The sequence below is a fragment of the Paenibacillus sp. FSL R5-0766 genome, assembly GCF_037971845.1.
Lineage (GTDB): Bacteria > Bacillota > Bacilli > Paenibacillales > Paenibacillaceae > Paenibacillus.
The window spans coordinates 3,379,463-3,404,398 of sequence record NZ_CP150227.1; the positions used below are offsets into that span (position 1 = coordinate 3,379,463).

19 protein-coding genes are annotated in these 24,936 nt (G+C 44.2%); 18 read left to right on the top strand and 1 reads right to left on the bottom strand.

Going from position 1 to position 24,936, the window contains the following annotated elements; all coding sequences use genetic code 11:
* Positions 1 to 184: 184 nt before the first annotated feature.
* The 4 genes from MKY66_RS14735 to MKY66_RS14750 all read left to right on the top strand — a co-directional run bounded on the left by MKY66_RS14735 (position 185) and on the right by MKY66_RS14750 (position 6,304).
* On the top strand, positions 185 to 2,536 hold the full coding sequence (locus MKY66_RS14735; protein ID WP_076212113.1) for a helix-turn-helix domain-containing protein: 2,352 nt from the start codon (positions 185 to 187) through the stop codon (positions 2,534 to 2,536).
* A gap of 276 nt (positions 2,537 to 2,812) precedes the next feature.
* Complete coding sequence (locus MKY66_RS14740) at positions 2,813 to 3,667, top strand: ABC transporter permease subunit (RefSeq protein WP_076212151.1); 855 nt, start codon at positions 2,813 to 2,815, stop codon at positions 3,665 to 3,667.
* A gap of 27 nt (positions 3,668 to 3,694) precedes the next feature.
* Positions 3,695 to 4,624, top strand: coding sequence for a carbohydrate ABC transporter permease (locus MKY66_RS14745; RefSeq protein WP_036615892.1), 930 nt, complete (start codon positions 3,695 to 3,697; stop codon positions 4,622 to 4,624).
* 39 nt (positions 4,625 to 4,663) lie between these two features.
* On the top strand, positions 4,664 to 6,304 hold the full coding sequence (locus MKY66_RS14750; RefSeq protein WP_076212114.1) for an ABC transporter substrate-binding protein: 1,641 nt from the start codon (positions 4,664 to 4,666) through the stop codon (positions 6,302 to 6,304).
* Between the two features lie 222 nt (positions 6,305 to 6,526).
* Here MKY66_RS14750 and MKY66_RS14755 read toward each other — a convergent pair whose 3' ends face one another.
* Complete coding sequence (locus MKY66_RS14755) at positions 6,527 to 7,669, bottom strand: glycosyl hydrolase family 8 (RefSeq protein ID WP_076212115.1); 1,143 nt, start codon at positions 7,667 to 7,669, stop codon at positions 6,527 to 6,529.
* 287 nt (positions 7,670 to 7,956) lie between these two features.
* Here MKY66_RS14755 and MKY66_RS14760 point away from each other — a divergent pair, with 287 nt between their 5' ends.
* The 14 genes from MKY66_RS14760 (at position 7,957) to MKY66_RS14825 (ending at position 24,376) form a co-directional block, all read left to right on the top strand.
* A complete protein-coding gene (locus MKY66_RS14760) occupies positions 7,957 to 9,240 on the top strand; it encodes an SGNH/GDSL hydrolase family protein (protein WP_076212116.1) in 1,284 nt (427 codons plus the stop codon).
* Between the two features lie 41 nt (positions 9,241 to 9,281).
* Positions 9,282 to 10,055: an alpha/beta hydrolase-fold protein gene (locus tag MKY66_RS14765; protein WP_074095076.1), complete on the top strand. Its 774-nt coding sequence runs from the start codon at positions 9,282 to 9,284 to the stop codon at positions 10,053 to 10,055.
* A 186-nt stretch (positions 10,056 to 10,241) separates the two neighbouring features.
* Positions 10,242 to 11,528, top strand: a complete 1,287-nt coding sequence (locus MKY66_RS14770; protein WP_339805241.1) for an IS110 family transposase — start codon at positions 10,242 to 10,244, stop codon at positions 11,526 to 11,528.
* A gap of 411 nt (positions 11,529 to 11,939) precedes the next feature.
* Positions 11,940 to 12,575 carry a glycoside hydrolase family 11 protein gene (locus MKY66_RS14775; protein ID WP_076210846.1) on the top strand — a complete coding sequence of 212 codons (636 nt, stop codon included), beginning with the start codon at positions 11,940 to 11,942 and terminating at the stop codon, positions 12,573 to 12,575.
* 133 nt (positions 12,576 to 12,708) lie between these two features.
* The gene (locus MKY66_RS14780; RefSeq protein WP_076210844.1) at positions 12,709 to 13,548 is read left to right on the top strand and encodes an SUMF1/EgtB/PvdO family nonheme iron enzyme; all 840 of its coding nucleotides are present in this window, start codon (positions 12,709 to 12,711) and stop codon (positions 13,546 to 13,548) included.
* Positions 13,549 to 13,896: 348 nt separating this feature from the next.
* Positions 13,897 to 15,012 carry a response regulator gene (locus tag MKY66_RS14785; protein WP_076210842.1) on the top strand — a complete coding sequence of 372 codons (1,116 nt, stop codon included), beginning with the start codon at positions 13,897 to 13,899 and terminating at the stop codon, positions 15,010 to 15,012.
* A 4-nt stretch (positions 15,013 to 15,016) separates the two neighbouring features.
* On the top strand, positions 15,017 to 16,798 hold the full coding sequence (locus MKY66_RS14790; RefSeq protein WP_076210840.1) for a sensor histidine kinase: 1,782 nt from the start codon (positions 15,017 to 15,019) through the stop codon (positions 16,796 to 16,798).
* A gap of 13 nt (positions 16,799 to 16,811) precedes the next feature.
* Positions 16,812 to 18,353 (top strand): response regulator, encoded by a 1,542-nt coding sequence (locus MKY66_RS14795; protein ID WP_076210838.1) that lies wholly within the window; start codon positions 16,812 to 16,814, stop codon positions 18,351 to 18,353.
* 139 nt (positions 18,354 to 18,492) lie between these two features.
* A complete protein-coding gene (locus MKY66_RS14800) occupies positions 18,493 to 20,148 on the top strand; it encodes an extracellular solute-binding protein (protein ID WP_076210828.1) in 1,656 nt (551 codons plus the stop codon).
* A 110-nt stretch (positions 20,149 to 20,258) separates the two neighbouring features.
* Positions 20,259 to 21,224: an ABC transporter permease subunit gene (locus MKY66_RS14805; RefSeq protein WP_083657036.1), complete on the top strand. Its 966-nt coding sequence runs from the start codon at positions 20,259 to 20,261 to the stop codon at positions 21,222 to 21,224.
* A gap of 12 nt (positions 21,225 to 21,236) precedes the next feature.
* Positions 21,237 to 22,139: a carbohydrate ABC transporter permease gene (locus tag MKY66_RS14810; protein WP_017688457.1), complete on the top strand. Its 903-nt coding sequence runs from the start codon at positions 21,237 to 21,239 to the stop codon at positions 22,137 to 22,139.
* Positions 22,140 to 22,421: 282 nt separating this feature from the next.
* On the top strand, positions 22,422 to 22,796 hold the full coding sequence (locus tag MKY66_RS14815) for a response regulator (protein WP_036615858.1): 375 nt from the start codon (positions 22,422 to 22,424) through the stop codon (positions 22,794 to 22,796).
* The gene (locus MKY66_RS14820) at positions 22,786 to 23,421 is read left to right on the top strand and encodes a hypothetical protein (protein WP_017688455.1); all 636 of its coding nucleotides are present in this window, start codon (positions 22,786 to 22,788) and stop codon (positions 23,419 to 23,421) included. The genes MKY66_RS14815 and MKY66_RS14820 overlap by 11 nt, the downstream gene beginning before the upstream one ends.
* Positions 23,414 to 24,376 carry a sensor domain-containing diguanylate cyclase gene (locus tag MKY66_RS14825; RefSeq protein ID WP_076210826.1) on the top strand — a complete coding sequence of 321 codons (963 nt, stop codon included), beginning with the start codon at positions 23,414 to 23,416 and terminating at the stop codon, positions 24,374 to 24,376. Before MKY66_RS14820 ends, MKY66_RS14825 begins: the two co-directional genes overlap by 8 nt.
* The last annotated feature ends 560 nt before the right edge of the window (positions 24,377 to 24,936 follow it).

Consider the following 24,936-nt stretch of genomic DNA (forward strand, 5'->3'; position numbering starts at 1 on the left):
CTATATTTGTGCGCTAACCCGCAGAGTGACAATTATTTTCATGCAAGCATTGTACGCTACAGTATGTAAATGTACCATAAGGAAGAAGTTGTACCTTCACCAGGAAGAAATGCCCGGTGTATCATTGAACAGCTACCTTATCACAGAGAAATGTAAGCGCTTGATAAAAAGAGGGAGGGTACATATGCAGCTCCTATGGTCCAAATTTTCACCCGTGTTCCGCCGATTCCTCATTTCGTATCTTGTCATTCTGATGATTCCTCAAATTGCGGGATATGCCTCTTACCGAGCTTCTATTGAAGCGGCCCGTTCCAGCTCCATTGAAAACAGCTTGAAGTCGCTGAGTCTCGGGAAAGAGATCATTGAGCGAAATCTTCTTCAAGTCGAAGCTTTTACCAGACAGCTTGCTGTCAATCCCGATTTGCAAAATTTAATTGCTGGCCCAAAGCCGCATGATCTCTACAATGTCTACGGTATGAACCGTATGCAGCGGAGCCTCTCCATGTACAGCAGTACCAATGATTACTTGTCCCATTTCTTCATTCACATTCCGAACTACAATGCCATCATCACACCAAGAACTGTGTATTATCGTCCAGAGCATTATTATGCTGCCAATCAGCTGGACGGTATGTCGTTTGAACAATGGCATGACCAAATTCTCAAACAACCACACTTTAATGAAATCATACCGCTTCGAAACTATAAACGTGAAATACTCGGCACTGTGCTTGCAGACGTTCCCGCCATTACGTTTCTGCAATCTCTGCCTTTGAACAGCTTCAATAAACCGCAAGCGACGATTGGTGTCATGATTGATCAGGATCAGATGGCCAGCCTTACTCAACATATTGTGGATCAATATGGCGGCTGGACTCTCGTCACTGATGCGGAAGGACAGATCATTTTCTCCCATGGCATTGAACAAGTCGAAGCCGAGCAAATGGCACAGAGTCGCCAGAGAGAAGATAACGCTGCGGAAACGGAGCTGAACGTGCAGAATGTACAGCCTGGAAGTGATGGTCGGCTGCTGATATCGATGCAGTCCAGTCAAAATGGATGGAATTACATGGCAGGGATTCCGGAGAAAGCACTCATGACAAAAGCGGACCAAATCAAACAAGTCACGCTGGTCTTTACTTTGGCAACCATTGCCTTGGGACTGTTATTCGGGCTGGTTCTGGCCTATCGGAATAGTGCACCCGTATACAGATTGTTGGCCTCTTTTAGGGAACAAATCACCGATTCCCCAGGCAGACGGGGCAATGAATATGATTTTTTGGCAAGCCATATTAACAATCTCATTGCTAATAATGACTCACTTAAAAACGCCATGAATGAGCAGATTCCGTTATTGAGAGACGGTTTTATCAAACGTTTGTTAACGGGAGAAGTCTATACCTCACTTGAGTTGGAGGTTATCTCATCCCAGGCGCACATTTCTCTTCATAGCAGCAAGGGCTTGGCAGGCTTAGTGAAGGTAAACGGATATGCCAATCCGGACAGTGAAGAAACTATCCATGAACTGGGTGTCGCAAGGCTGCTCATCAAACAGGTACTTACAGAGTGGAATGCACAGCTGCTGATCACGGATTGGGGAACAGACCAGATCGCTTTTGCCTGTCCATTGGATGAGAACCAACTGAATGAAGCTATAGGGAGATGTGAAAAAGAGCTGAACACCTTGATGGAAGTGATCTACCGGGAGCATCGGATATCCACAACCATTGGCACAGGTGCAGCTTACGAGGTCTGGAATGATGCAGGGCGTTCCTTTGACGAAGCCAAACAAGCTCTGGATTATGCCATTCATATGGGAACAGATCATCTGGTGAGATTTGAAGATACGATGAAGGAAAATGAAATGTTCTATTATCCGATTGAGTCTGAACAGCGCCTGCTGAACACAATCAAAGTCGGGGAGCCTGAAGAGGCGGTACGCATTCTGGAGCAATTGTTTCTTCGTAATTTAGAGGAGCGGGAACTGTCCTACGAGATGACACAGCAGTTCATCATGGAGCTGAAGGGGACTTTTCTGAAGCTGGACGAACCCAAATTCAAGCTGGATGCCTCCCTGCTGGAGGAATACAAAACCCGGGTGACATCCATTCAGATGACAGAAACGATTACTTCGCTGCGTGCAAAGTTCAAACGGTTAACGGAAGACATCTGCGGTGATTTCCAGAGAAGAAGAGCAGGAGCACATGCGGATACTGTAAGCGAAATGATTTGTTTTATCCAACAACATTATGGGGATGCAAACTTGACGATCTATCGGATTGCCGAGCACATGAGCAAGTCCGAGAAGTTTATATCCCAACTGTTCAAAGAACATACGGGAGAGAATCTTTCCGATTATGTAGAACGGGTACGCATTGATGCTGCCTCGAACTTGTTGCACTCCACTGGTCAGACCATTGACGAGATAGCGGAGGCCACCGGGTATAACAGTGCACATTCATTCCGCCGAGCTTTCAAGCGGGTACGCGGCATTTCTCCGAGTGTATTTCGGAAAATGGATGTTCATAGCGGTTAATGTAGGCTGTTTCTCGGGAACTATATTCGCTTTTTGTACTTTCTCAGCGTAACTGTACCTTTACGCATCCCCAGCGCAATCTTATGATTACTCAAAAAAGTAAGCGCTACCAAGTCGGGTTGCAGTTCAGCACGATTTGGAGCCAAGAATGGGGGGATGATTCTGAGAACCACAATGACCAGTGAATCAAAGTCCGTGGAGAAACCGAGTAAACCGTTTGCCTTGAAGCAAGCATTATCCAGAAGCTGGAGGCGACATTGGCAGCTGTATCTGCTGATCCTGCCACCGATTGCTTACTTTATTATTTTCAAGTATGTACCCATGGTGAATGCGGTCCTGGCATTTAAAGATTACAACGTCATCAAGGGGATCTGGGGCAGTCCGTGGGCCGGAACCAAGTATTTCGAATTACTTTTTCAGAATCCGGCGTTTGTCACGCTGATCAAGAACACGCTTTACATTTCGTTTTACAGCCTGATCGTTGGTTTCCCGATTCCTATATTACTGGCACTGGCGCTGAACGAAATCAAAAACATACGATTCAAAAAAACAGTACAAATGGTGACGTATGCTCCATATTTCATCTCTACCGTTGTTATGGTCTCCATCATTATGCTCTTTCTGTCTCCTAGGCTGGGTATTGTCAACACGATTGCAGGCGCCCTTGGTTTCGAAGCGGTGAATTTTCTCGGTGAGCCTGGACTGTTTCGATCCATCTACGTATTCTCCGATGTGTGGCAGGGAATGGGGTACTCCGCTGTGATATATCTGGCTGCTCTGGCAGGTGTTGATCCATCCCTATATGAAGCCGCCAAAGTGGACGGAGCCAACCGAATACAGAAAATCATTAATGTTGATCTGCCTGGACTACTTCCGGCAGCCGTCATCATTCTGATCCTGAGTGTAGGGAATATCATGGCTGTTGGGTTCGAAAAAATATATTTGCTGCAAAATCCACTCAACCTGTCTGCTTCGGAGATCATCTCCACGTATGTCTATAAAATAGGATTGCTGAATGCCAATTACAGCTTCGCTACTGCGGTTGGCCTGTTCAACTCGGTGATTAACCTGATTCTGCTATTAATTGTAAACGCGGTTGCCAAGCGACTGTCCAATACAAGCCTATGGTAACGGGAGCGAAAGGAGGAGAACCAACCCATGCCTAACACACAGACAAACGCAGGTCGTTCGCGGATCAAGAGCAGCAGTACGATTCGTGAATCCTGGGGAGACCGCGTATTTATAACGGTTGTTTATTTCATGCTGACAGTGGTGCTGATTGCCGTGCTGTATCCCTTGATATATATTGTGAGTTCTTCGCTCAGTAGCCCAGCTGCCGTTTCCTCGGGAAAAGTCTGGTTGTGGCCCATTGACCTGACGTTTGACGGTTACAAGTCTGTATTGCGGAATGATCAAGTCCTTACCGGGTATGCCAATTCCCTTTTTTATACAGCCTGCGGCACCTTCATCAGCGTGGCACTGACCATTATGATTGCTTATCCATTATCCAAAAAAACGTTTGTTGGCCGCAGCTCGTTAATGATGTTTATTACCTTCACCATGTTGTTCTCAGGCGGTTTGATCCCTACCTATCTGGTGGTCAAAACCATGGGACTGATTGATACCCGTTGGGCGTTGCTGATTCCCAATGCCGTCTGGGTATGGCAAGTCATCATTGCTCGTACCTTTTTTCAGAACTCGATACCGGAAGAATTGTCCGAAGCAGCAGATATCGATGGCTGCAGTGACATCCGGTTTATCTTCAGTATTATCCTGCCACTCGCCAAACCGATTATCGCCGTGTTGTCACTTATGTACGCTGTCGGTCAGTGGAATGCATACTTTGACGCCCTCATCTATCTGAAATCACAGTCGCTTTATCCGCTACAGCTGATATTACGCAGCATTCTTATTCTGAACAGCAGTACGGGGAGCATGGATGCATCGGAAATGATCAAACAGCAGCAAATGGCTGAACTCATGAAGTACTCGTTAATTGTGATGGCCAGCTTGCCGGTGCTAATCATCTATCCTTTTGTTCAACGGTATTTCGTGCAAGGTATGCTGATTGGCTCAGTTAAAGGATAAGTTCATTTTTTTCTACTATTCATGAGGGAGAGGATTGTATTGAAAAAAGCGGGATTCATCATTCTTGCCTGTATGCTGTTTACCTCGTTGGTACTTGCCGGATGTTCAGGTTCTGATAAGGGGAACGGGGAAGGCAGCGACCCGTCAGGCAAGACAGCCATTAATGTGTTTGCTCACCAGGGTTCGGATACCAACCTGTCCACTAACAAATTCACGAAGAAAATGGAAGAGAAGTTTGATATTCAGTTCAACTGGACCACGGTTCCATTCGACGGTGCAGCGGAGAAAAGACAGATTTCACTGGCTTCCGGTGATTACCCGGACTTGTATCTGCTCATCCCTTGGGTAGATCGTTTCTCCCAGACAGACTTGTTGAAGTTTGGTCAGCAGGGGGTTATTTTGCCGCTGAATGATCTGATTGAGGAGCATGCTCCCAATATTAAAAAAGTACTTGAAAGCAATGACTATTATCGGGCCATGAACACTGCTCCCGATGGAAATATCTATGGTCTGACGGGTCTGAATGAATGTTTTCACTGTTCATACCCGAACAAGATGTGGGTCAACACCAAATGGATGGAACAACTGGGCCTGACCGAACCCACGACGACAGAAGAATTTAAGGAAATGCTTCGGGCATTTAAAACGAAAGACCCGAACGGGAACGGCAAAGCCGACGAAGTACCGCTAAGCGGTTCGACTGAAAATTTCGGTGTGCACATTATTCCGTACTTGATGAACGGTTTTATCTATGACGACGATCGGAATTATCTCATTGTCAATCAGGGGAAAGTGGAGACCGTAGTGAACAAACCGGAGTGGAAAGAAGGACTTGCCTATATTAAATCCCTGTACGATGAAGGGTTGATTGATCCAGGGGCATTTACCCAAAACGTCGGGGCCTTCAAAAAAATTGGAGATAACGCTGATGCACAGCTTCTCGGTGCGGGAGCAGCGATGCATCCATCATTATTCGTAACCACTGCCGAAGGTTCTCCTTACGGGAATGATTACAATCCCATCCCTCCATTGAAGGGACCCCATGCTGCTTATGCTACGTACAACTATCCGATTGATCCCGGAGCGTCCTTTGTACTGACAAACAAAGCCAGTGAGGAAACACAGATCGCGGCCATAAAGTTGCTGGATTATCTCTATACCCAGGAAGGAACCATGGCATCATATCTGGGAGAAGAGGGCGTAAGCTGGCGCAAACCACAAGAAGGAGAAGTGGCGCTCAATGATCAGATTGAGCCGTTATATAAAGCCATTCCGCTTCCTTCTGGAGAAGAACCTCGTAATGACAGTTGGGCTGCATTGAGTCAGTACAATCATTATCAGGCATATCGGGACTCCGAAGTACAGGGGACAGACATCTATGCCAATGATGGTGGTGAGCGACGTCTCTATGAGGCGACATTGTTAATGGAGGGCAAGGAACCAAAAGAGATTTTCCCTCATTGGGCATTGTGGGTAGATCCGTCCCAAGCTGATGAAGCCAGCATGATGCAGACCAATCTCAAGGATTACATCGATCAGAACGCCCTGCAATTTATTACAGGCGCCAAAAGTCTGGATAAGGATTGGGATGAATATGTGAAAGGCCTGGAGGGACTGAACATGAATCGATATCTGGAGATTATGCAGTCTTCCTATGATACTTCTTCTGTTTCCAAATAATTAAAGTATCTGAATCATACAGGGCGGGAAAAGTTACTGCCTGTATTTGCACAACCAAACGTTCCCGTTTCGCAGTCAACATATGCGAGCCGGGAACATTTTTTATTGATATAGATTAAATCGTAATATCATTGCATCCTACTTAGAATTGTGAGATTGAACCTGTCCTGCAACCTAAACGTTCACAGGACAGGTATAACGGCTCATGCACATTCCCTTAGTTTAGTACATGCGATATCTTCCGCTTAGAGCCAGCATGCTGAAAAAATACAGGCAATTGTCGTAATAACGTCGCTCTCCCTGACGCAGAGGTGCGTTCCAGAACTTGCGAACGAATGTATCAGCATGTGGACCGTCCGCAGCCAGTGAAGCCATGGCATTGGTAGCCAGCAAACCTACAGGATGCAGTGAAGGTTCGTCGAAAGGTACCCCTTCTATTGTATAACGATGATAATCGGACATTTCAATATCACTGAAGAAGGATTGAATCCGATTGGATTGTTCGATCTGCCAGTGATCCTTGCGGAACCATTCCCAGTCCAGTGCTATATTCGCAGCAACACGGTAGGCATCACTGTAGAAATGTCTGAAATCACCATGTGGCTGTATTGGAGCCGGAGAGCCGTCATAGTTCGCATATTCAGGTGATAGTCCGGTTACGGGATGGCAGGCTGTATGAAGGTAAGCCCGACTAGCGGCCGCCGCTTCTTTCCAGAAGCTCTGATCTTCTTCATCCGCATATTTCGCGAATAGTTCATAAAAATGAGGCAGATGGTAGGATGGGTCGCTAAACGGTGTTTCTGGTATGAATTTGATCAGTTTTGTTTCCGGGTCCCACATGGGATCGCCTTCGCCGTCTTCGCCCTGATGTATACATGCACGAAGGATCTTGCGGGCTTGTGCCTTGTAATCATAAGGTTCAGCGCCATCGCCCCAGCGGTTGGAGGCAAAAAAAAGCGCCATGGCAAAAAACTCCTCACCATCTGGAGCAGGACCTTGTGAGAGTCGGGTTCCGTCAGGCTTGCAATGCCAGGCAAAATAATCTTTATAACGTCCCGCTTTATGTTGCATAAACGTGTGTGAGAAATTCCAGAGTCGATCAAATTCCTCCTTTTTGTCCATCTGAACAGCCATCATCATGCCATAGGACATGCCTTCGGAGCGAACATCGAGATTACCGGTGTCCAGCAAATAACCCTTGTCCTCACCTATGGGGTAATATATTCGAGTATTGTCATCGCCATAAAACAGCTCGTTCCATGTTTCTTCCAATCTGTTCGTGATCTCATTCTCATCGTAGCCTAGCTTCAAAAACAGATTTGTATATGTACCCGTATCCCACGCGCCTTGACCCGTGATATTCATGAGTATCCTCCTTCATCAATGCGGTTTTTCAAAATTATAACATGGAAATAGTATACAAATTAAAGCGTTTACATGAAAAATTATAGGTGTTCTGATCTGCATGTAATTCTACTCAAATTAAAATGATATATTGGTTAAAATCCTATACTTTGTCAGGTTGTTGTAAAATTATGTAAGGGATACACTTTGGGAGAAGGATCACATCTGATCTAATAATACAAGCTGTGATTCTTTAAATGTTGTTTGAGGATGGTCAGAATCTAACCGGAAGGATGTGATGATGATTTATGCTCCAGGATTCAGGAGATGCAGGTGAAAACACAGAATTCACTGCACCGCGCGATCCAGTTGGAGTGACAGCGTCGGCAGTCAAACCCGCAATTGATTTTGAGTCACATGGATATCGCGACATGATTGGCCGATCTCTTCTGAACAAAGGGAATAATGTCAGATTAAAACGAGCCATTGAGAAGGCAAAAAACGGCGAACCTGTCGTTATCGCTTATATTGGAGGCTCCATTACTCATGGTGCTGGTGCAGTACCTATTCATCTCCAAAGTTACGCATATCGGTCGTATGAGTCGTTCAAGTTTATGTTTGCGCTTTCAAAAGATAGTCCGATTCATCTGATTAAAGCAGGTGTGGGTGGAACTCCTTCAGAACTGGGGATTGTACGTTATGATCGTGATGTGCTGAGGGGAGGTGCCGTTCAGCCGGATATTGTCATAATCGAATTCGCAGTCAATGACGCGGATGATGAAACCCAAGGTAAATGTTACGAAAGTCTGGTGCTCAAAGCACTTACTGCCGATAACAAGCCAGCGGTCATCTTGTTATTCAGTGTATTCGAAAATGACTGGAATCTACAGGATCGTCTCGCTCCGGTAGGCTGGCATTATGATCTGCCAATGGTAAGTGTGAAAGATGCTGTCGTAGATCAGTTCAGCAAGACAAAAGGTGAAGGCAACGTTATTTCCAAAAAGCAATTTTTCCATGATATATATCATCCAACTAACATAGGGCATCGAATTATGGCCGATTGTTTGGAATATTTGTTCGACGTGACGAATCGTTCTGAGTGGGATGAGAAAGATCATGATATTGAAAAAGCTCCGCTAATTGGAAATGAATTTGTTAATGTGAAGCTGTTGGATCGGAAAAACGGCAATAATATTGCCCGAATCGATGCAGGCTCTTTTTGTAAAACGGACACGGATCTGCAGATGGCTGAGATGGATGCTCATGACTATGGTACACCTCAGTTCCCCAACAACTGGATGCGTACAGGAGAGGGAAAAGAGGATCAGAACAGCTTTCGGATAAGTTTGCAGTGCAAACGCCTCATTCTGATCTTCAAGGATTCTGGTAACGATGAATTCGGAACTGCACATATCAAGGTAGATGGGGTATTCGTCCAAAAAGTCGATCCGCGTCAAGTGAACTGGACCCATTGCCATGCCACACTTCTGCTTAACGAAGAGCATGTGGGGGAGCACTCCATCGAGATCGAAATGGCGGAAGGTCATGAACATAAATGCTTCACAATTCTGGGTTTTGGCTATGTGGATTAACTGAAGACTGATAGTCACTCATATGTTCGGAGGAAAAGAGAATGGAATTGATCTCACCAGCAGTAACGGGATATGACCAGTATCGGGAGAATATACCACGTGGAGTCATGGAGACGGTAGAGTATCCTTCCACCACGGTTGGCAATTCCCGTAAAGCGATGGTGTACACCCCACCAGAATTTTCTTCGACAACGATGTATCCTGTACTTTTTCTTTTGCATGGTATTGGTGGAGACGAAACAGAATGGCATACTCATGGTTCTCCGCAAATTATTCTCGATAATCTGTACAACGATAATTTGCTTGAGCCGATGGTTATTGTTTTCCCCAACGGTCGCGCAATGTCGAATGACCGAGCCGAAGGAGACCTGTTTGAACCTGAGAAAATCAAAGCATTCAAACGGTTTGAATCCGATCTGCTCAACGATTTGATACCTTACATGGAGTCGAACTACCCTTTGCATAAAAGCCGGGACAAAAGGGCGATTGCTGGTTTATCCATGGGCGGAGGTCAATCCTTAAATATCGGATTAAGTAATCTAGACCATTTTGCATGGATCGGTGCTTTCTCCGCAGCCCCAAACACCAGAAGTCCGGAGCTACTTGTCCCTGATCTTTCGAAAGCGCCTTCATTACTCTCGCTGTTATGGATCTCTTGCGGTGAACAGGACAATCTTATAGAGATTAGTCTTGGGGTTCACCAATATCTGGCGCAACACGGAGTACCTCATATTTGGCATGAGGAAAGTGGAGGACATGATTGGCCCGTGTGGAAGAACGATCTGTATCTGTTTTCGCAACGTCTTTTCAAGTGAATTTGCTGAAGAACATTCATATCGGATTGTAGCATCAACCAAATCTATTAAAATATCAGGAGCCATTCCTGTAATGAAGTAATTTGAGCTTTGAATGAAAAATGCGCCTCTAGTATACTGGGAATCGTTGTTCCGGACAAGAACAATACCCACATACGAAAAGAGGCGCACATAATGAAGTATAAGATGAAACAGAAACAGAATCAACGGATTACGCGAATTACGGAAGAAACGCTAGTCATTGGAGCAGACATTGCTAAAAAGATTCACGTAGCTAGAGCGGTAGATTTCCGTGGCATTGAATTAGGAAAAGACTGCGTGTTCCACAACGATCAGGAAGGGTTAACGAAGCTAGTAACATGGATGAAAGAACTTCAGGAGGTTCATCTGAAAACGGACATTGTTTTCGGAATCGAGCCTACCGGGCACTACTGGTTTCCGCTAGCCGCTTTTCTGCAAGCTCGAGATATCAAGATCGTCATTGTGAACCCGCATCACGTAAACAAGAGCAAGGAACTTGAGGATAACTCGCCGACGAAGAGTGACTATAAGGATGCCAAAGTCATTGCAGATCTCATTCGAAACGGGAAGTACTCGGAGCCCAAATTGCCGGCAATGGAATATGCCGAACTACGCATCCTCATGAATTTCCGTGAGAAGGTTATGGTGAGTTTAAACCAAGTCAAGGCACGTGTGCATAATTGGTTCGACCGCTATTTTCCAGAGTATTTGAGCGTGTTTAAAGATTGGGAAGGCAAAACTTCCTTGATGACCATGCGCCAGTTTCCGACACCGGAAGAGATCGTCTCTACAGGCGCCAGAGGCGTTCTCGCACACTGGAAAACGGAAGTGAAGCGCGGAGTCGGTATTAAGAGAGCGGAAAAGCTCTTTGCGACAGCCGGGATATCCATCGGGCTTACCGAAGGGTTACGAGCTGCGAGACTGGAGCTTCTGAGCTTGCTCGACCAGTATGAGCTTTTCTCTAAACAGGTGGAAACGACCATGAAACAGGTCATGGACATCTTAAGTGAGATACCGGGAACAACGCAGATGTTGAATATCCCAGGCGTTGGCGCGGTTACCGTTGCAGGATTTCTGGCTGAGGTTGGCGATTTGAGTCATTACGACCACGGACAACAAATCATCCGATTGGCGGGCTTGAATCTAAAAGAAAATAGTTCTGGTAAGCGTAAGGGTAAAACTGGCATTACCAAGCGTGGACGATCTCGACTAAGAGCTCTATTGTTCCGTTGCGTCATGCCAATGGTAGCTAAGAATGAGGAGTTCAAGGCCCTTCACAAGTATTTCACAACACGAAGTCAAAATCCGCTGAAGAAAAAACAGTCGCTAATCGCGCTCTGCGGCAAACTGATACGCGTCCTGCACACGCTGGGGACGAAGGAAATAGAGTACAACGCAAACGAAGTTCTTGGTCCTGTACGACAAGCGCAGTTACAACAGATTGCAGCTTAGTTCAAAGAATCAATAGCCTGAAATCTCGACTCGTTCACAGATGTATAACGAGACAATTGAAGCACCGGAGAAGCCGAAGAATACCATTCCATAAGGGCAACGACCCCGTTTAGGAGCAAGAATCGGCCTCCACCCCTTGGCAGGTAGAACGAAGGAATGTAAGGGCAATGACCCCGCGTGACATGGGAGGGTGAACCCCGAGGGAGATGTGGAGATCCACTGTGCGATCATAAGTATGACCACAGTTTGGATAAAAAATGGAGTCCAAGCTCTGTTCCCGTCACCGGTCATTACAGCAAAATCTGGTTCTGAACCAATATTCTCCCATCAAGCCAAGATGTCGAAGTTGTAAATCTACGAATGGACGAGAAAACAGGCGAAAACATTACTTTATAGTGGGAGGTATAATCTATGTTTAAATTTAGCAAAAAATTGTTAACCGTTGTTCTCGCATCTGCCATGAGTTTTGGTGTCTTCGCAGCCACATCGAGCGCAGCAACAGATTATTGGCAAAATTGGACAGATGGTGGAGGAACGGTCAACGCCGTGAATGGATCGGGCGGGAATTACAGCGTGAATTGGCAAAATACCGGGAACTTTGTTGTCGGGAAAGGGTGGACATACGGTACGCCTAATCGAGTGGTCAATTATAATGCCGGCGTATTCTCTCCTTCAGGTAACGGCTATCTCACCTTCTATGGTTGGACTAGAAACGCTCTAATTGAATATTACGTGGTGGATAGCTGGGGAACGTATCGTCCTACCGGAACGTATAAGGGCTCGATGACTAGTGATGGCGGCACATATGACATCTATACAACGATGAGATACAATGCACCTTCCATTGATGGTACTCAGACTTTCCCTCAATATTGGAGTGTTAGACAGTCCAAGAGACCGACCGGAGTCAATTCTACCATCACGTTCAGTAATCATGTGAATGCATGGGCGAGCAAAGGGATGTACTTAGGCAACAGCTGGTCCTATCAGGTGATGGCAACGGAAGGTTATCAAAGTAGCGGAAGCGCAAACGTGACGGTTTGGTAAAAATGATGTGATGCAGTTCAACTTCTGCACCTGCATTTGAAATTCAATTTTCCGGTAGCGTTGAGTAACGTTATTCTCCAGACTAACGGACCTCAACGTTGCCGGATTTAAGCTAGTAAAGGAGAATAATGGAATGAAGAAGCTGGTATGGTTAACTTTAATCGCTATAGTTGTTAGTCTGAGTGCTTGTTCAGCAAGTAATACCACAGTAAACGATGACTTGGTATTTGTCGAAGGGGGAGCCTTCAAGAGCAGTAAGCAAAGTCAGATTGATAGGAATGAAACGCTGGATTCCTTCTATATTGGCAAATACGAAGTAACTCAAAAAGAATGGATGGAGGTTATGGGGGAAAACCCTTCTGGCTTCAAGGGAGATGACCTGCCTGTTGAAATGGTCAGCTGGTATGACGCAGTGGAATACTGTAATCAAAAAAGTATAAAAGAAAACCTGAAACCTTATTACAATATAGATAAAGACAACCAGGACACGAATAATCACAATGAAAACGACACTATAAAATGGAATGTAACGATCAACGAGGACGCCAACGGTTACCGTTTACCCACAGAGGCAGAATGGGAATACGCTGCAAGCGGAGGTCAAAAGAGCTTAAATTACACATACAGCGGAAGTAACAATCCTGATGAAGTTGCTTGGTACTGGGTAAATGCCGGCGAGAACATTCTGACGGGTGACTGGAGCTGGCCCGCTATTGAGAGCAATCGTAATCAAACCAAAAAAGTCGGAACTCAGAAGGCGAATGAGTTAGGAATCTATGATATGTCTGGGAATGTGAGAGAATGGTGCTGGGACTGGTACAGCGATTCGGAGAGTCCAAATCAAACTTGGCGAGTTGTGAAAGGCGGAGGCTGGATCGGCGGTGTCAATAACAATGAAATATCATTTCGAGGCAAATTTGATGCAAATGGTTTTGGTCCCGATCAAGGATTCCGTATTGTGCGTGGAGAATGAAAAATCTTTCTCCTGACAAAGATTACTTCTGAGCTAAACCTATACTTTGTCGGGTGAAAACCTATAGTTTAACAGGTTGTTGTACCAAAATGTAAGCGTTACACTTGAATTGTTCTCCCGGCGCTTCGCTACAATCGGAGCGTTCTTATAGTACGGTCCGATGGAACCATGTTCTATGTTATTGATTAATGACGATGAGACTGGTAGGAATTTTGTTCTCCAAGTTGTGCGAGCAGACAACAATCCTGCTGTTGTTCTGCTGTTTAGCGTTTTCAGAACAACTGGAATCTGCCTATTGATATAGATAAAATACATGCAGCTGATCAAGGATAAAAGAGAGGTGAGCTAATGTACAAGGTCATTGTCGCGGATGATGAGCCGTTTATGCTAGAAGGATGGAGAACGATGATTGACTGGCAAGCTTGTGGATATGAACTTTGCGGAACGGCAACGGATGGGGAGGAAGCACTTGCTTTATTCAACTCGGTTGAACCGGATCTTGTCGTCACTGATATTCAAATGCCTGTTATGGATGGTCTTGGTTTGATTCACACCTTGCGAGAAGATCTCGCCTATACCTCTAAAATCGTTATCGTTACAGGATACTCGGATTTTAATTACGCGAAGCAAGCCATACGGTATCAGGTCGATCAGTATGTGCTTAAACCTCTTGTTCCCGAGGAAATTCATCAAATCCTTATGGAAATGATTGAACCTCTGGACAAACGCAGAAATGAGCAAAAACAGCAAAATGGAGTCATGGTTACAGATGAAGCCTATGACAATCATCTTAATGAATATCGGATAAGCGAAGAATATAATTTAGAGCAAATGATGAACATCTCCAAAGAGATCTTGGCGTTGATTGAAGCAGAAAACACGTATTCCATCGATATTGCAGTGAGTGCACTGTTAGAGAAGAGTGAGAAAGCAGAGGTATCGCTGGAATGGATACATCATGTCATTCGATATATCCATGGGGAGTTGCTACGAAAATATGGAAAAAGAGAGGGTTGCAGAGAAATACTATGTGAAAAAGAATGGCATGCGGCTGCGAGCTGGTCTTCCGGCACATTGCAAGACTTGTGTGCTCGACTGTCCAAGCAACTTTCCCAGTCTGAATTGAAGCAAAAGACGGGTACGGGAGTGCTGGTTTCAGAAGCAGTGAATGAATTGAAGCAACACTATCGAAGTAAAATTAAATTACAAGATGTAGCTAATCGAATTCACGTGAATTCTGCCTACCTGGGTCAACAGTTCAAGCGGGAGATGGGGGTCAGTTTCAGTGACTATGTGCACCAGCTTCGTGTTGAGGAGGCCCGTAAACTCCTGCGACGTACCAATATGAAGATCACTGACATTGCATTCAGGCTAGGATATCATGATGCTGAATATTTCACCCAAAAGTTCAGAGCGCATACAGGGGAGCTTCCGTCAGTCTATAAAAACAAAAACCAAGGGTGATCATATGCGTCATAAATTCTGGATGTTCCGTAAGGTTAATGATATTCCTCTCCGATCCAAATTTCTGCTTATTTATGTACTTAGTATTCTCCTTCCTGTAATAACGATTAATATCTTCTTTTATCAACGAACCTCTGCGGATATCAAGATTAGAGAACAGGAAAATCTGCGTAAATCCATCGACAGGGCTGCGGGGGAACTGCTTGGCATGATTGATGAGAGCGTTGCTCTGAGCCGAATTATTGCAGCGGACGATTCACTCTATGAGGCACTGGATCGGACCTATCACTCCCCCGTTGATTATTACAACGTGTACCATGCATTCCTGCGAGATAAATTAACACGGTATATGTCAGCGAATATTCTGGAGGTGCGTATCTATACGGATAACGATACCATTCAGACGGGCAGTCATTATATCGTGATGAAAGACAAGAATGTACTCCCTGGATTGAAACAGCTGAAATCCACCAGTGGGGGCATTCTTGTCGTTGATTATATTGAGCCATCCGGATTTAACGCGGGAAGAAGAATCAGTGTGATTGGCAAAATGGATACCTATACTTCCTATGCCAATTACAACAAGTATTCCAAGATTGATCTGGAACTGAGCCGGGTGTATAGCATTTTAAATCGTGAATCAGACAGTCTTCAGCTGCGTCTGGTGGACAGCAACAATCGAACTGTCGTTTCAAGTGGGGAATTCAGCGAAACCGACTTATCCCCCCTTGATAATGAATCAATGCTCAAGGAATCTGGAGATTCTGCTTACACGCTCGAAAAATCGTTGGGGAATCTAGCCTACCTAAAGGGTTGGAAATTGATTGGAGTTGCCGATACGCGTCACCTTGACCATCTGCTGCAAGAAGCCTTTAAGTCAATTCTGGGGTTGCTTGCATTAAGTATCGTGGTCCCCTCTGTATTGATCTATATTATTTTGCGTTCCTACCACTATCGGATTCGCAAGTTATCCAGACATATGGAGAAGGTTCGTAACGAACGATTCGATCTCATTGAAATTCACGAAGGCCGCGACGAAATTGGCGGGCTTATTCGTACATTTAACATCATGATTGGTAAAATTCATACGCTGATTAATGACGTATATAAACTGGAAATCCGTCAAAAAGATCTGGAGCTGGATCAAGTGAGGACTGAATTGTCCATGCTCCAGAGTCAGATGAATCCCCATTTTTTATTTAACACATTGAATGCCTTGCTGGTCGTTAGTACAAAGAATGGATATACAGAAGTAATTGAGATTATCAAAAGTCTGTCCAAGTTGATGAGACAGTTGCTCAGTCATTCTGACAATCTGATTCCTTTGCAAGAAGAGCTGCAATTTACGAATCTTTATCTCCAGATTGAGAAGTTTCGCTTTGGAGAGCTGTTCGATTACACCTTCGAGGTTGATCCTGATGCAGCTTCGTTGCTCATTCCCCGAATGAGTATTCAACCGCTCGTCGAAAATGCCTGTAAACACGGCTTGCAGGCGCGAAAAAATGGAAGAGAGATCAAGATAACGGCGAGACGAAACGCTTCTGAACTGGTTATTCAGGTGATCGATAATGGAATCGGTATGGATGCAGGGAGACTAACCGAGCTCCTGCGAGATATTCGTTCTGAAAGACCTCGGAACGGCGAGCATGTAGGACTTCGTAATGTCTACCGCAGGTTGGAACTCTTTTATGAAGGAAATGCAATATTTGATCTAAGCAGTGTACCTGGAAAGGAAACCATTGCAGGGTACCGTATACCGATCTCCAAGCTGGAACAGAGGAAATAGGAGGTAAACTCTCATGTACAAAGTACTGTTAGTCGATGATGAACCGTATGCCATTGAAGGGTTACAGCTTCTGATCAATTGGGAAAAGTATGGTTTTGAAATCAAAGGTGTGTGCGCCAACGGGGAGGAAGCCATTCGGATGATGGAACAATATCGACCTGATCTCGTGGTGACAGACATTCGTATGCCAGTGATGAATGGGCTGGAACTTGTAGAAGAAGCACGACGATTGGAACATGAGTCTGTGCTGTTTGTCATCACGAGTGGATACAGTGACTTTAATTATGCCAGACAAGCTATTCGATTAGGTGTCTCCAATTATTTAACCAAACCGGTTGACAGTACAGAAGCAGAGGATATGTTGGTCCGTCTCCGTATGCAATTACAGGAGCGTGAAACCCAGGAGCGTATACGGGAACATGCAAACGAGCAAAGGATCAAAGCGTTTTTGACTGCACTGATTAAGGATAAGCAAAATATATCGGAGGAGGAGATGTCGGAGTTCTTTCCTCGTTTAAACAAGTTCCATTGGGCATACCTGCGGATAGCCTTTCAGGGAGATATTCAGGAAGTCTGTTCAGTAGTTGAACAAACGGCTGAAGAAACAACTTCCTGTTATGTGATAGATAGAACAAGAGACTCATTGGGACTTGTATGGGGGGAGGAAACGAATAATAGAAATGAGACGTTTGAAGCAATTAAAGCTTTTACCCAGCGTTTGATGAACAATATGCAACATAACGGCTGCGGAGATATTCATATCGCGGTTGGATTAACGGTCAACAAACTGGAGCATTTATCTGAATCCTTCCGCTCCGCTCAGGAAGTTGGGCGTTATTTGTTTTTTAATCAAGAGCGTCTTTTGTTTGCCGAAGATATTCAGCTGGAGAATTGGCAGTTTGATCCGGAAACGCTATCAGAAGTGGACCATATTTGCGATTTGCTTGAAAACGGTTCTGTAGAGGAACTCTCGTCTGCAATTCGGAGTGCTTTTGAACTGTTTGTACAGATGAAGGCTGCGCCAGAGATTGTACATATTTTCTCTAACCATATTATATTCCGCGGACTGTCCCTGTGTAGAGAATTAGGAGGAGAACCTAATGCTCTAATGAATGAATTGGCGAGCGGAATTCTGGAGAAGGGCCATCGAAATATAGAAGAGGTTGCTAACACTCTGGAACATTTCTGTTTGCAATGCAAGTCAGAACTGGCTATTTTCCGGGAGAGACAAATGGGTGGCATCCAGGCGACGGTTGCTGAATATGTGCAGATGCATTACAGGGAGACATTTACGATCCAGGAGCTCGCAGAACGATTCTACGTGAATCCTGTCCATTTAGGGCAATCCTTTTTGCGAAAGTATGGTAAGGGTGTAATTGAGGTAGTACATGATCTAAGAATGGAAGAAGCGAAGCGTCTGCTCCAGCAGACGAATCAAACATCAAGTGCGATTGCAGAGCAGGTAGGGTACCGCAGTTACCAGCATTTTCTCAGACACTTCGAAAAACGAACAGCCATGAAACCAGTAGAATACAGGCAAAAGTATGCGAATTGATCGATGAAAAAGAAGAACCCCTCCTGAATAAGACCTACAATTACAGGGGGGTAGACCTTAAATGTATATATTTTGTAACCGCATACATTTCTTCATACTAAAAACAGTAAGACATACCACTTCCAAGGAGGGCAAGTACATGGGGGGACTTAAGAAAAAGAAGCTTTGGGGTTCCGTATCACTCGTTCTGGCTTTGAGTTTGGCACTTGCAGGATGCAGCGGTGACAATGAGAAAGCGACTACAAAGGATGGGAAAGAGGTACTGAACATCACGGCCTTTATCGGAACGCCAAATCAGGCGCCAGCTAAAGATAACCGAATCTACAAGAAGATCCAGGATGAACTCGGCGTTAATCTTGAGATGGAGTTTCTTGTGGGTGATCTTCAACAGAAGCTCGGCGTTATGATTGCCGGAGGCGATTTCCCGGATCTGATCACAGCAGACACCAAGTTGGTCTCAGCGGGTGCGGTTATTCCGCTCGAAGATCTCATTGAAGAGCATGCACCTAATCTGAAGAAACATTTCGGTAAAGACTGGAACCGGATGAAAGATTCCAGTGACGGACATATTTACTGGTTGCCTAACTATGGAGTGTATACAGGGGAGTTCATTAGTAACTATTATTCTGGTCCTGCATTCTGGATCCAAAAGTCCATACTGAAGGATGCCGGGTACCCAACTCCTAAAACGTTGGATGATTTCACAACGTTGGTCCGTGATTATGCAGCCAAGAATCCAACGATTGATGGTCAACCGACGATCGGTTTCACTACATTGGCTTCAGACTGGCGGACGTTCCCTTTGCTTAACCCACCTGAACATCTTACGGGTCACCCCAACGACGGGGGCGTAGTCGTAGATGATAGTGGAGTCGCAACCGTGTTTGCCGACAAAGATATCTCCAAACGGTATTATAAAGAACTAAACAATCTGTACAACGAGGGATTGCTGGATAAAGAAGCCTTTGTTCAGAACTACGATCAATATCTGGCCAAAATTTCTTCGGGACGTGTGCTTAGTATGTTCGACCAGCACTGGAATTTCCAAGCCGGCGAAGACCCACTCGTAGCACAGGGGAAAATTGGCCAGACATACGTAGGCTTCCCGCTTGTCTATGATACAAGTATCACAGATCATTATCTGGATCGTCCGGTCATTAACTTGAACAATGGTTTTGGTATCAGTAAAGATGCCGAAGACCCTGTCGCACTCATCAAATTCCTCGATAAGCTTATGGACGAGAAGTACCAGAAGCTCTTGTCATGGGGTGAAGAGGGTGTAGACTATCAAGTCAATGAAGAGGGAAGATTCTATCGTACACCAGAGCAACGGACAGAGCAGGATGATCCAGCATGGAGATTGGTCAACAAAGCTGAAGGTTTCTACGCTGCTGCACCGAAGCTCGAAGGAACATTTGAAGATGGCAATGCAATTGGAGCGATCAACCAACCTGAGGAATTCTATGACAACCTCAAACCGGAAGATAAAGAACTTCTGGATGCATATGGCTTCAAAACGTGGAGTGACTTCTTCTCTCCTGCACCAGAAAATCCAGTGTACTATCCAGCATGGCAGGTCGATCTGAAAGAAGGCTCTGATGCTGCGGTAGCGAACAAACAAATGACAGACACCTCATTGAAATTCTTGCCTAAAGCAATCATGTCAAAACCGAATGAGTTCGATAACATTTGGACTGAATACGTAGACGCTTACAAGAAGATCGATGTTAAATCCTATGAAGATCGGATTAATGAACAACTGAAATGGAGAATCGAGAACTGGTCTGTTAAATAAAAAAATGCGGCAATGATTCTCTCGGAAGGTATCAACCAAAGGATTACTCAGGCGAGTGCCTTCCGAGACATCATGTTAAAGTCGCTGCAAGCCAATAGGAGGAGTGAAAGATGGCGAACACGCCTGGAGCCATACCAGAGCAAACTACCCGTACAGTCGTTCCCAAAGCACCACTGTTAAAACGATTGCGCGGACAAAGACAACTCATGTTCATGTCATTGCCCATCGTTGCGTACATTCTCGTATTCTCGTATTATCCCATTTGGGGCTGGGTTATGGCCTTTCAGAATTACAGTCCTGCGAAGAGTTTCACGCAGCAGGAATGGGTCGGGCTCAAACACTTTAAGTTTTTGCTAACAGACGATGCATTTCTTAACGTGCTTCGTAATACCATTGCGATGAGCGTCATCAATATGGTGCTCGGATTTGCGACAGCAATTATATTTGCCATTTTACTTAATGAGATCAAACATAAGTTTTATAAACGAACCATTCAAACAATTTCGTATTTACCTCACTTTCTCTCATGGATTATCGTGACAGGTATCGTTGCAAGTTCACTATCTGTAGATGGTGGGATTGTGAATGTGGTGCTCATGAAGCTGCATATCATTCAAGAACCTATCATGTGGCTTAGCGTTCCGGAATACTTCTGGGGCATTGTAGGCGCATCCCATGTATGGAAAGAAGTTGGCTGGAATGCCATTATTTATTTGGCGGCCATCACGTCTATCGATCCTTCCCTCTATGAAGCGGCAGAGATTGATGGTGCGAACCGATATAAGAAAATGCTGTATGTGACCTTACCCGGAATCAAATCCATTGTTATCATTTTGCTGATCATGAATATGGGCTGGATTTTGGAAGCTGGATTCGAGGTTCAGTATCTGTTAGGTAATGGTGTGGTTGTCGACTGGTCACAGACGATAGATATATTTGTCCTGAAATACGGACTACAGATCGGGAATTATTCTTTGGCTACTGCGGCAGGTATCTTCAAAACAGTAGTTAGTATCACGCTGATCTTTGCGGCGAATTCAATTTCCAAACGGCTCGGGGAAGACCGATTAATATAAGGGGGACTAGAGATGGGAATCAATAAATCTCGGCTTGAACCGATTGTCTTCCATACGTTAAATGGTATACTGATGATCGCAATCGCGATTGTTACCCTGTATCCGTTTGTGAATACACTCGCCGTATCATTCAATGCCGGTAATGACACCATCCGGGGTGGGATTTATCTGTGGCCTCGGGTATGGACAGATCAAAACTACAGAGCAGTATTTGCAGGAGGGACCATCTTCAGCGCCTTTGGTATATCTGTGGCGAGAACGGTTTTGGGGACAGTTTTAAGTCTATTCTTAACCTCCATGCTGGCTTACACACTAAGCCGAAAAGATTATATATTACGAAAGCCCATTACCATTACAGTTGTTCTTACGATGTATTTTAGTGCAGGTCTTATTCCAACCTACTTCCTAATGAAAGATTTGCATTTGTTAAACAACTTCCTGGTGTACATTATTCCTGGGCTGATCAGTGCCTTTAATATGATTGTTATTCGAACTTATATCCAGACACTACCGGAGGGATTGATCGAATCCGCCAAAATTGATGGTGCTGGAGATTTCAGAACATTCATTTCCATTATTCTACCGCTGTGCCAACCTGTTCTCGCTACTGTTGCACTGTTCATTGCAGTCGGTCAATGGAACTCTTGGTTTGATACGTTTTTGTATGCATCTTCCAAACAAAACCTGAGCACGCTGCAATATGAGTTGATGAAACTATTATCATCTTCTATGAATTCCAACAGCAGTGCAGCCGTGGCCAATGGTGCAGATCTTGGCGCTGCGCGTAACATGGTCACACCTGTATCTATTCGGGCAGCGATTACGATTGTTGCCGCATTACCGATCTTAGTCGTATATCCATTTTTGCAGAAGTATTTCGTTCATGGCTTGCAGCTTGGAGGGGTAAAAGAGTAAACTTAATGCAGTTCCAGATAACCGATCAAAACGGTCACTAGGTGACCGTTTTTTTCATGTTTTTTTAACGACGGGCGGTAGTATGTCAATTGCACACGAATCTAATTTATTCAATAATGTTGTTGACAATTAAATTAAAGTTACTATAATTTATATTTACTTGATTCACCAGTCAGTCTCTTTTCAGGGTGCCACTGCGCGCGAAAGCCCTATATCAAGAACTGTCCACAGCGCCTGACCATCCCGAGCTTTTACCATTTTATCAAGGAGACTGAAGAGAAAATGAAAGTATTAATTGTAGAAGACTCCATTTTCGTACAGAAATTGCTTACAAAGCTGATTGTTGATCATATTCCAGAATGCGAGATTCAGATTGCTAACAATGGAGAGCAAGGATACAACCTATTTAAGGAATTTCAACCTGATTTTATAACCACCGACCTGCTGATGCCTGGTTTGAACGGACAAGAAATGCTTCGAATGATTCGAGAAACGGATAGCAATGTCAAAATTATTATCTTATCTGCAGATATTCAGAAGACAACTAGGGATGAAGTTGAAATGTTAGGCATTTCTGGTTTTTTGAATAAACCGTTAACCGCCGAGAAGGCAACGACCATGATTCAACTGATTCAGGCGGCCTATCATGCTGAATGATTTACAGAAGGATTTGCTTACTGAACTAGTAAACGTTTACGTGGGACAAGCGGCTAACATGTTGTCAGAGATTGTAGACAAGCGTATCGTTTTGAATATTCCGGAAGTGGAACTAATCTCCATATCCGATGTTGATCCTGGAGATCGAAGATACAACATTTTCTTCAGTGAAGGTCACCTGTTTAGGTCATCCTTACAGTTTGGATACGAATTTCAGGGAAAAGCATTTCTGATGTTTCCTGTTGAGCAGGCTAAAGTATTGGCAAACATCTGTCTTGGAGAACTGGGTGAGAGCGTTATACCGAACGATCCGAACCTGATGGATACGGATTTGGACGTTTTGAAGGAAGTTAGCAATGTCCTGCTTAACGCCATTATTGGAGAATTCGGTAATTTCTTGGAGATCAAACTGGAATACGTCCTGCCTGATATTGAACTGATCTATGTCACCAATTCCGATCAACAAATATTGCTTCAGAATGAAGTCTATGTCCTGGTTTTACATACCTCGTTTTTACTTGCCGATACGGATGTGACAGGTATCATTGTCATAGCATTAAGTATGAACTCCATATCAAGCCTGCTGGCCAAAATGGACGCTTTGTTGGAGGCGGACAATGGATAATCTTATTTCACAAGCTTTGAACAAAGCCCATATGGGAATAATGATCGTGGACAGGCATTTGAAAGTTGTTGTGTGGAATGCCTGGTTGGAGCGCTTTACTGGCAAGAGTGTAGAAGAGGTACTAGGCTTGAATCTGCTTGAGGTCTGCCCGCGGTTTAAGTCAAATATCTATCTAAATATCTTGCAAAATGCGCTGTATCATGGACAGAGCAGATTTTGCTCAAGCGCGTTACATAAGGCATTCATTCTTCCTAATGAAGGAGAGGATGAACAATTATTCAGACAAAATATGCATGTTGAACCGCTCTATCATGAAGATCGGAGTTATGCCCTCATTCAGATTACTGACATGACACACACCAATACCAGGGTATATAAACTTAAAAATCTGATCAAAGAACTGGAGACGGAGTACGCCAAAATCAAAATCTCCGAAAAAATCAGCAAGCATTTGTCTTTGCATGATCCACTTACAGGTCTGCCTAATCGTCTTGCTTATAATGACCGTCTTGCCTGGGCCATCAGTAATGCCAAAAGAAACCATAACAAACTAGCTGTCATGTTTGTGGATGCTGATGGGTTTAAACAAGTGAATGATACATATGGACACCATGTTGGGGATCAAGTGTTGCTGGAAATGGCAAAGCGATTAAGCGAAACAATTCCAAGTGCGGACACTGTAGCTCGGCTTGGCGGGGACGAATTCATCATTTTAAGCCATCTAAAAGATGATCACGATGCTGAAGTCATCGCCAAAAGATTGGAAGCTGCATTCAGTACTCATTTCAAAATTGCCGGAAACTATATCAACCTTTCGATGAGTATTGGTATCAGCCTATTTCCCAAGCATGGACAGGAGCCTTCCGAACTTCTGAGACATGCGGATGGAGCCATGTACAAGATTAAAAAGAATGGCAAGAATGGTTACGGAATCTATGAACCTGAAAATGCTTAAGAAATCTAAAAATGTCTTTTAATAAAGTTGCTATAATAGCAACTTTATTTCTCTATACAATTAACATAAGAAAAAATACGTTTTCTCCTCTATTACTGTACGGAATGCCGATTATCTTAATCATAGTGGGGTATTTTATATTCAAAGGTTACAAGAAGCGCAGGGGTGTGAAGACGAACGAGTCGGTGGCTCCTGATGGTCAGCAAGCTAATATTAAACCATAGGATTAATGTTGCTACCACAATATTGAGAGGGACCAGAGTATGGCCCGATTGAGGCCGCTATATTAGCGGCTTTTTTGGATTTTAAATAAGTAGAAGTCTGAAAGAGGCGATAGTCAACACAACAATAGGGATCACAAAACCCAATATCACATTCAACAACATAGAATTAATCACTCCCTTGTGGATGGTTTCACTATTGTTGACTGAAATACATCTTATAAATATGTCTTTGATGTTAAGGTAAGAAAACTAGCGAATCTATTTCAAAAAAACTGGAACAGTGTTATGATATAAAAGGAAAATAAATCTAATTATTACAATAAATTTAATATATTT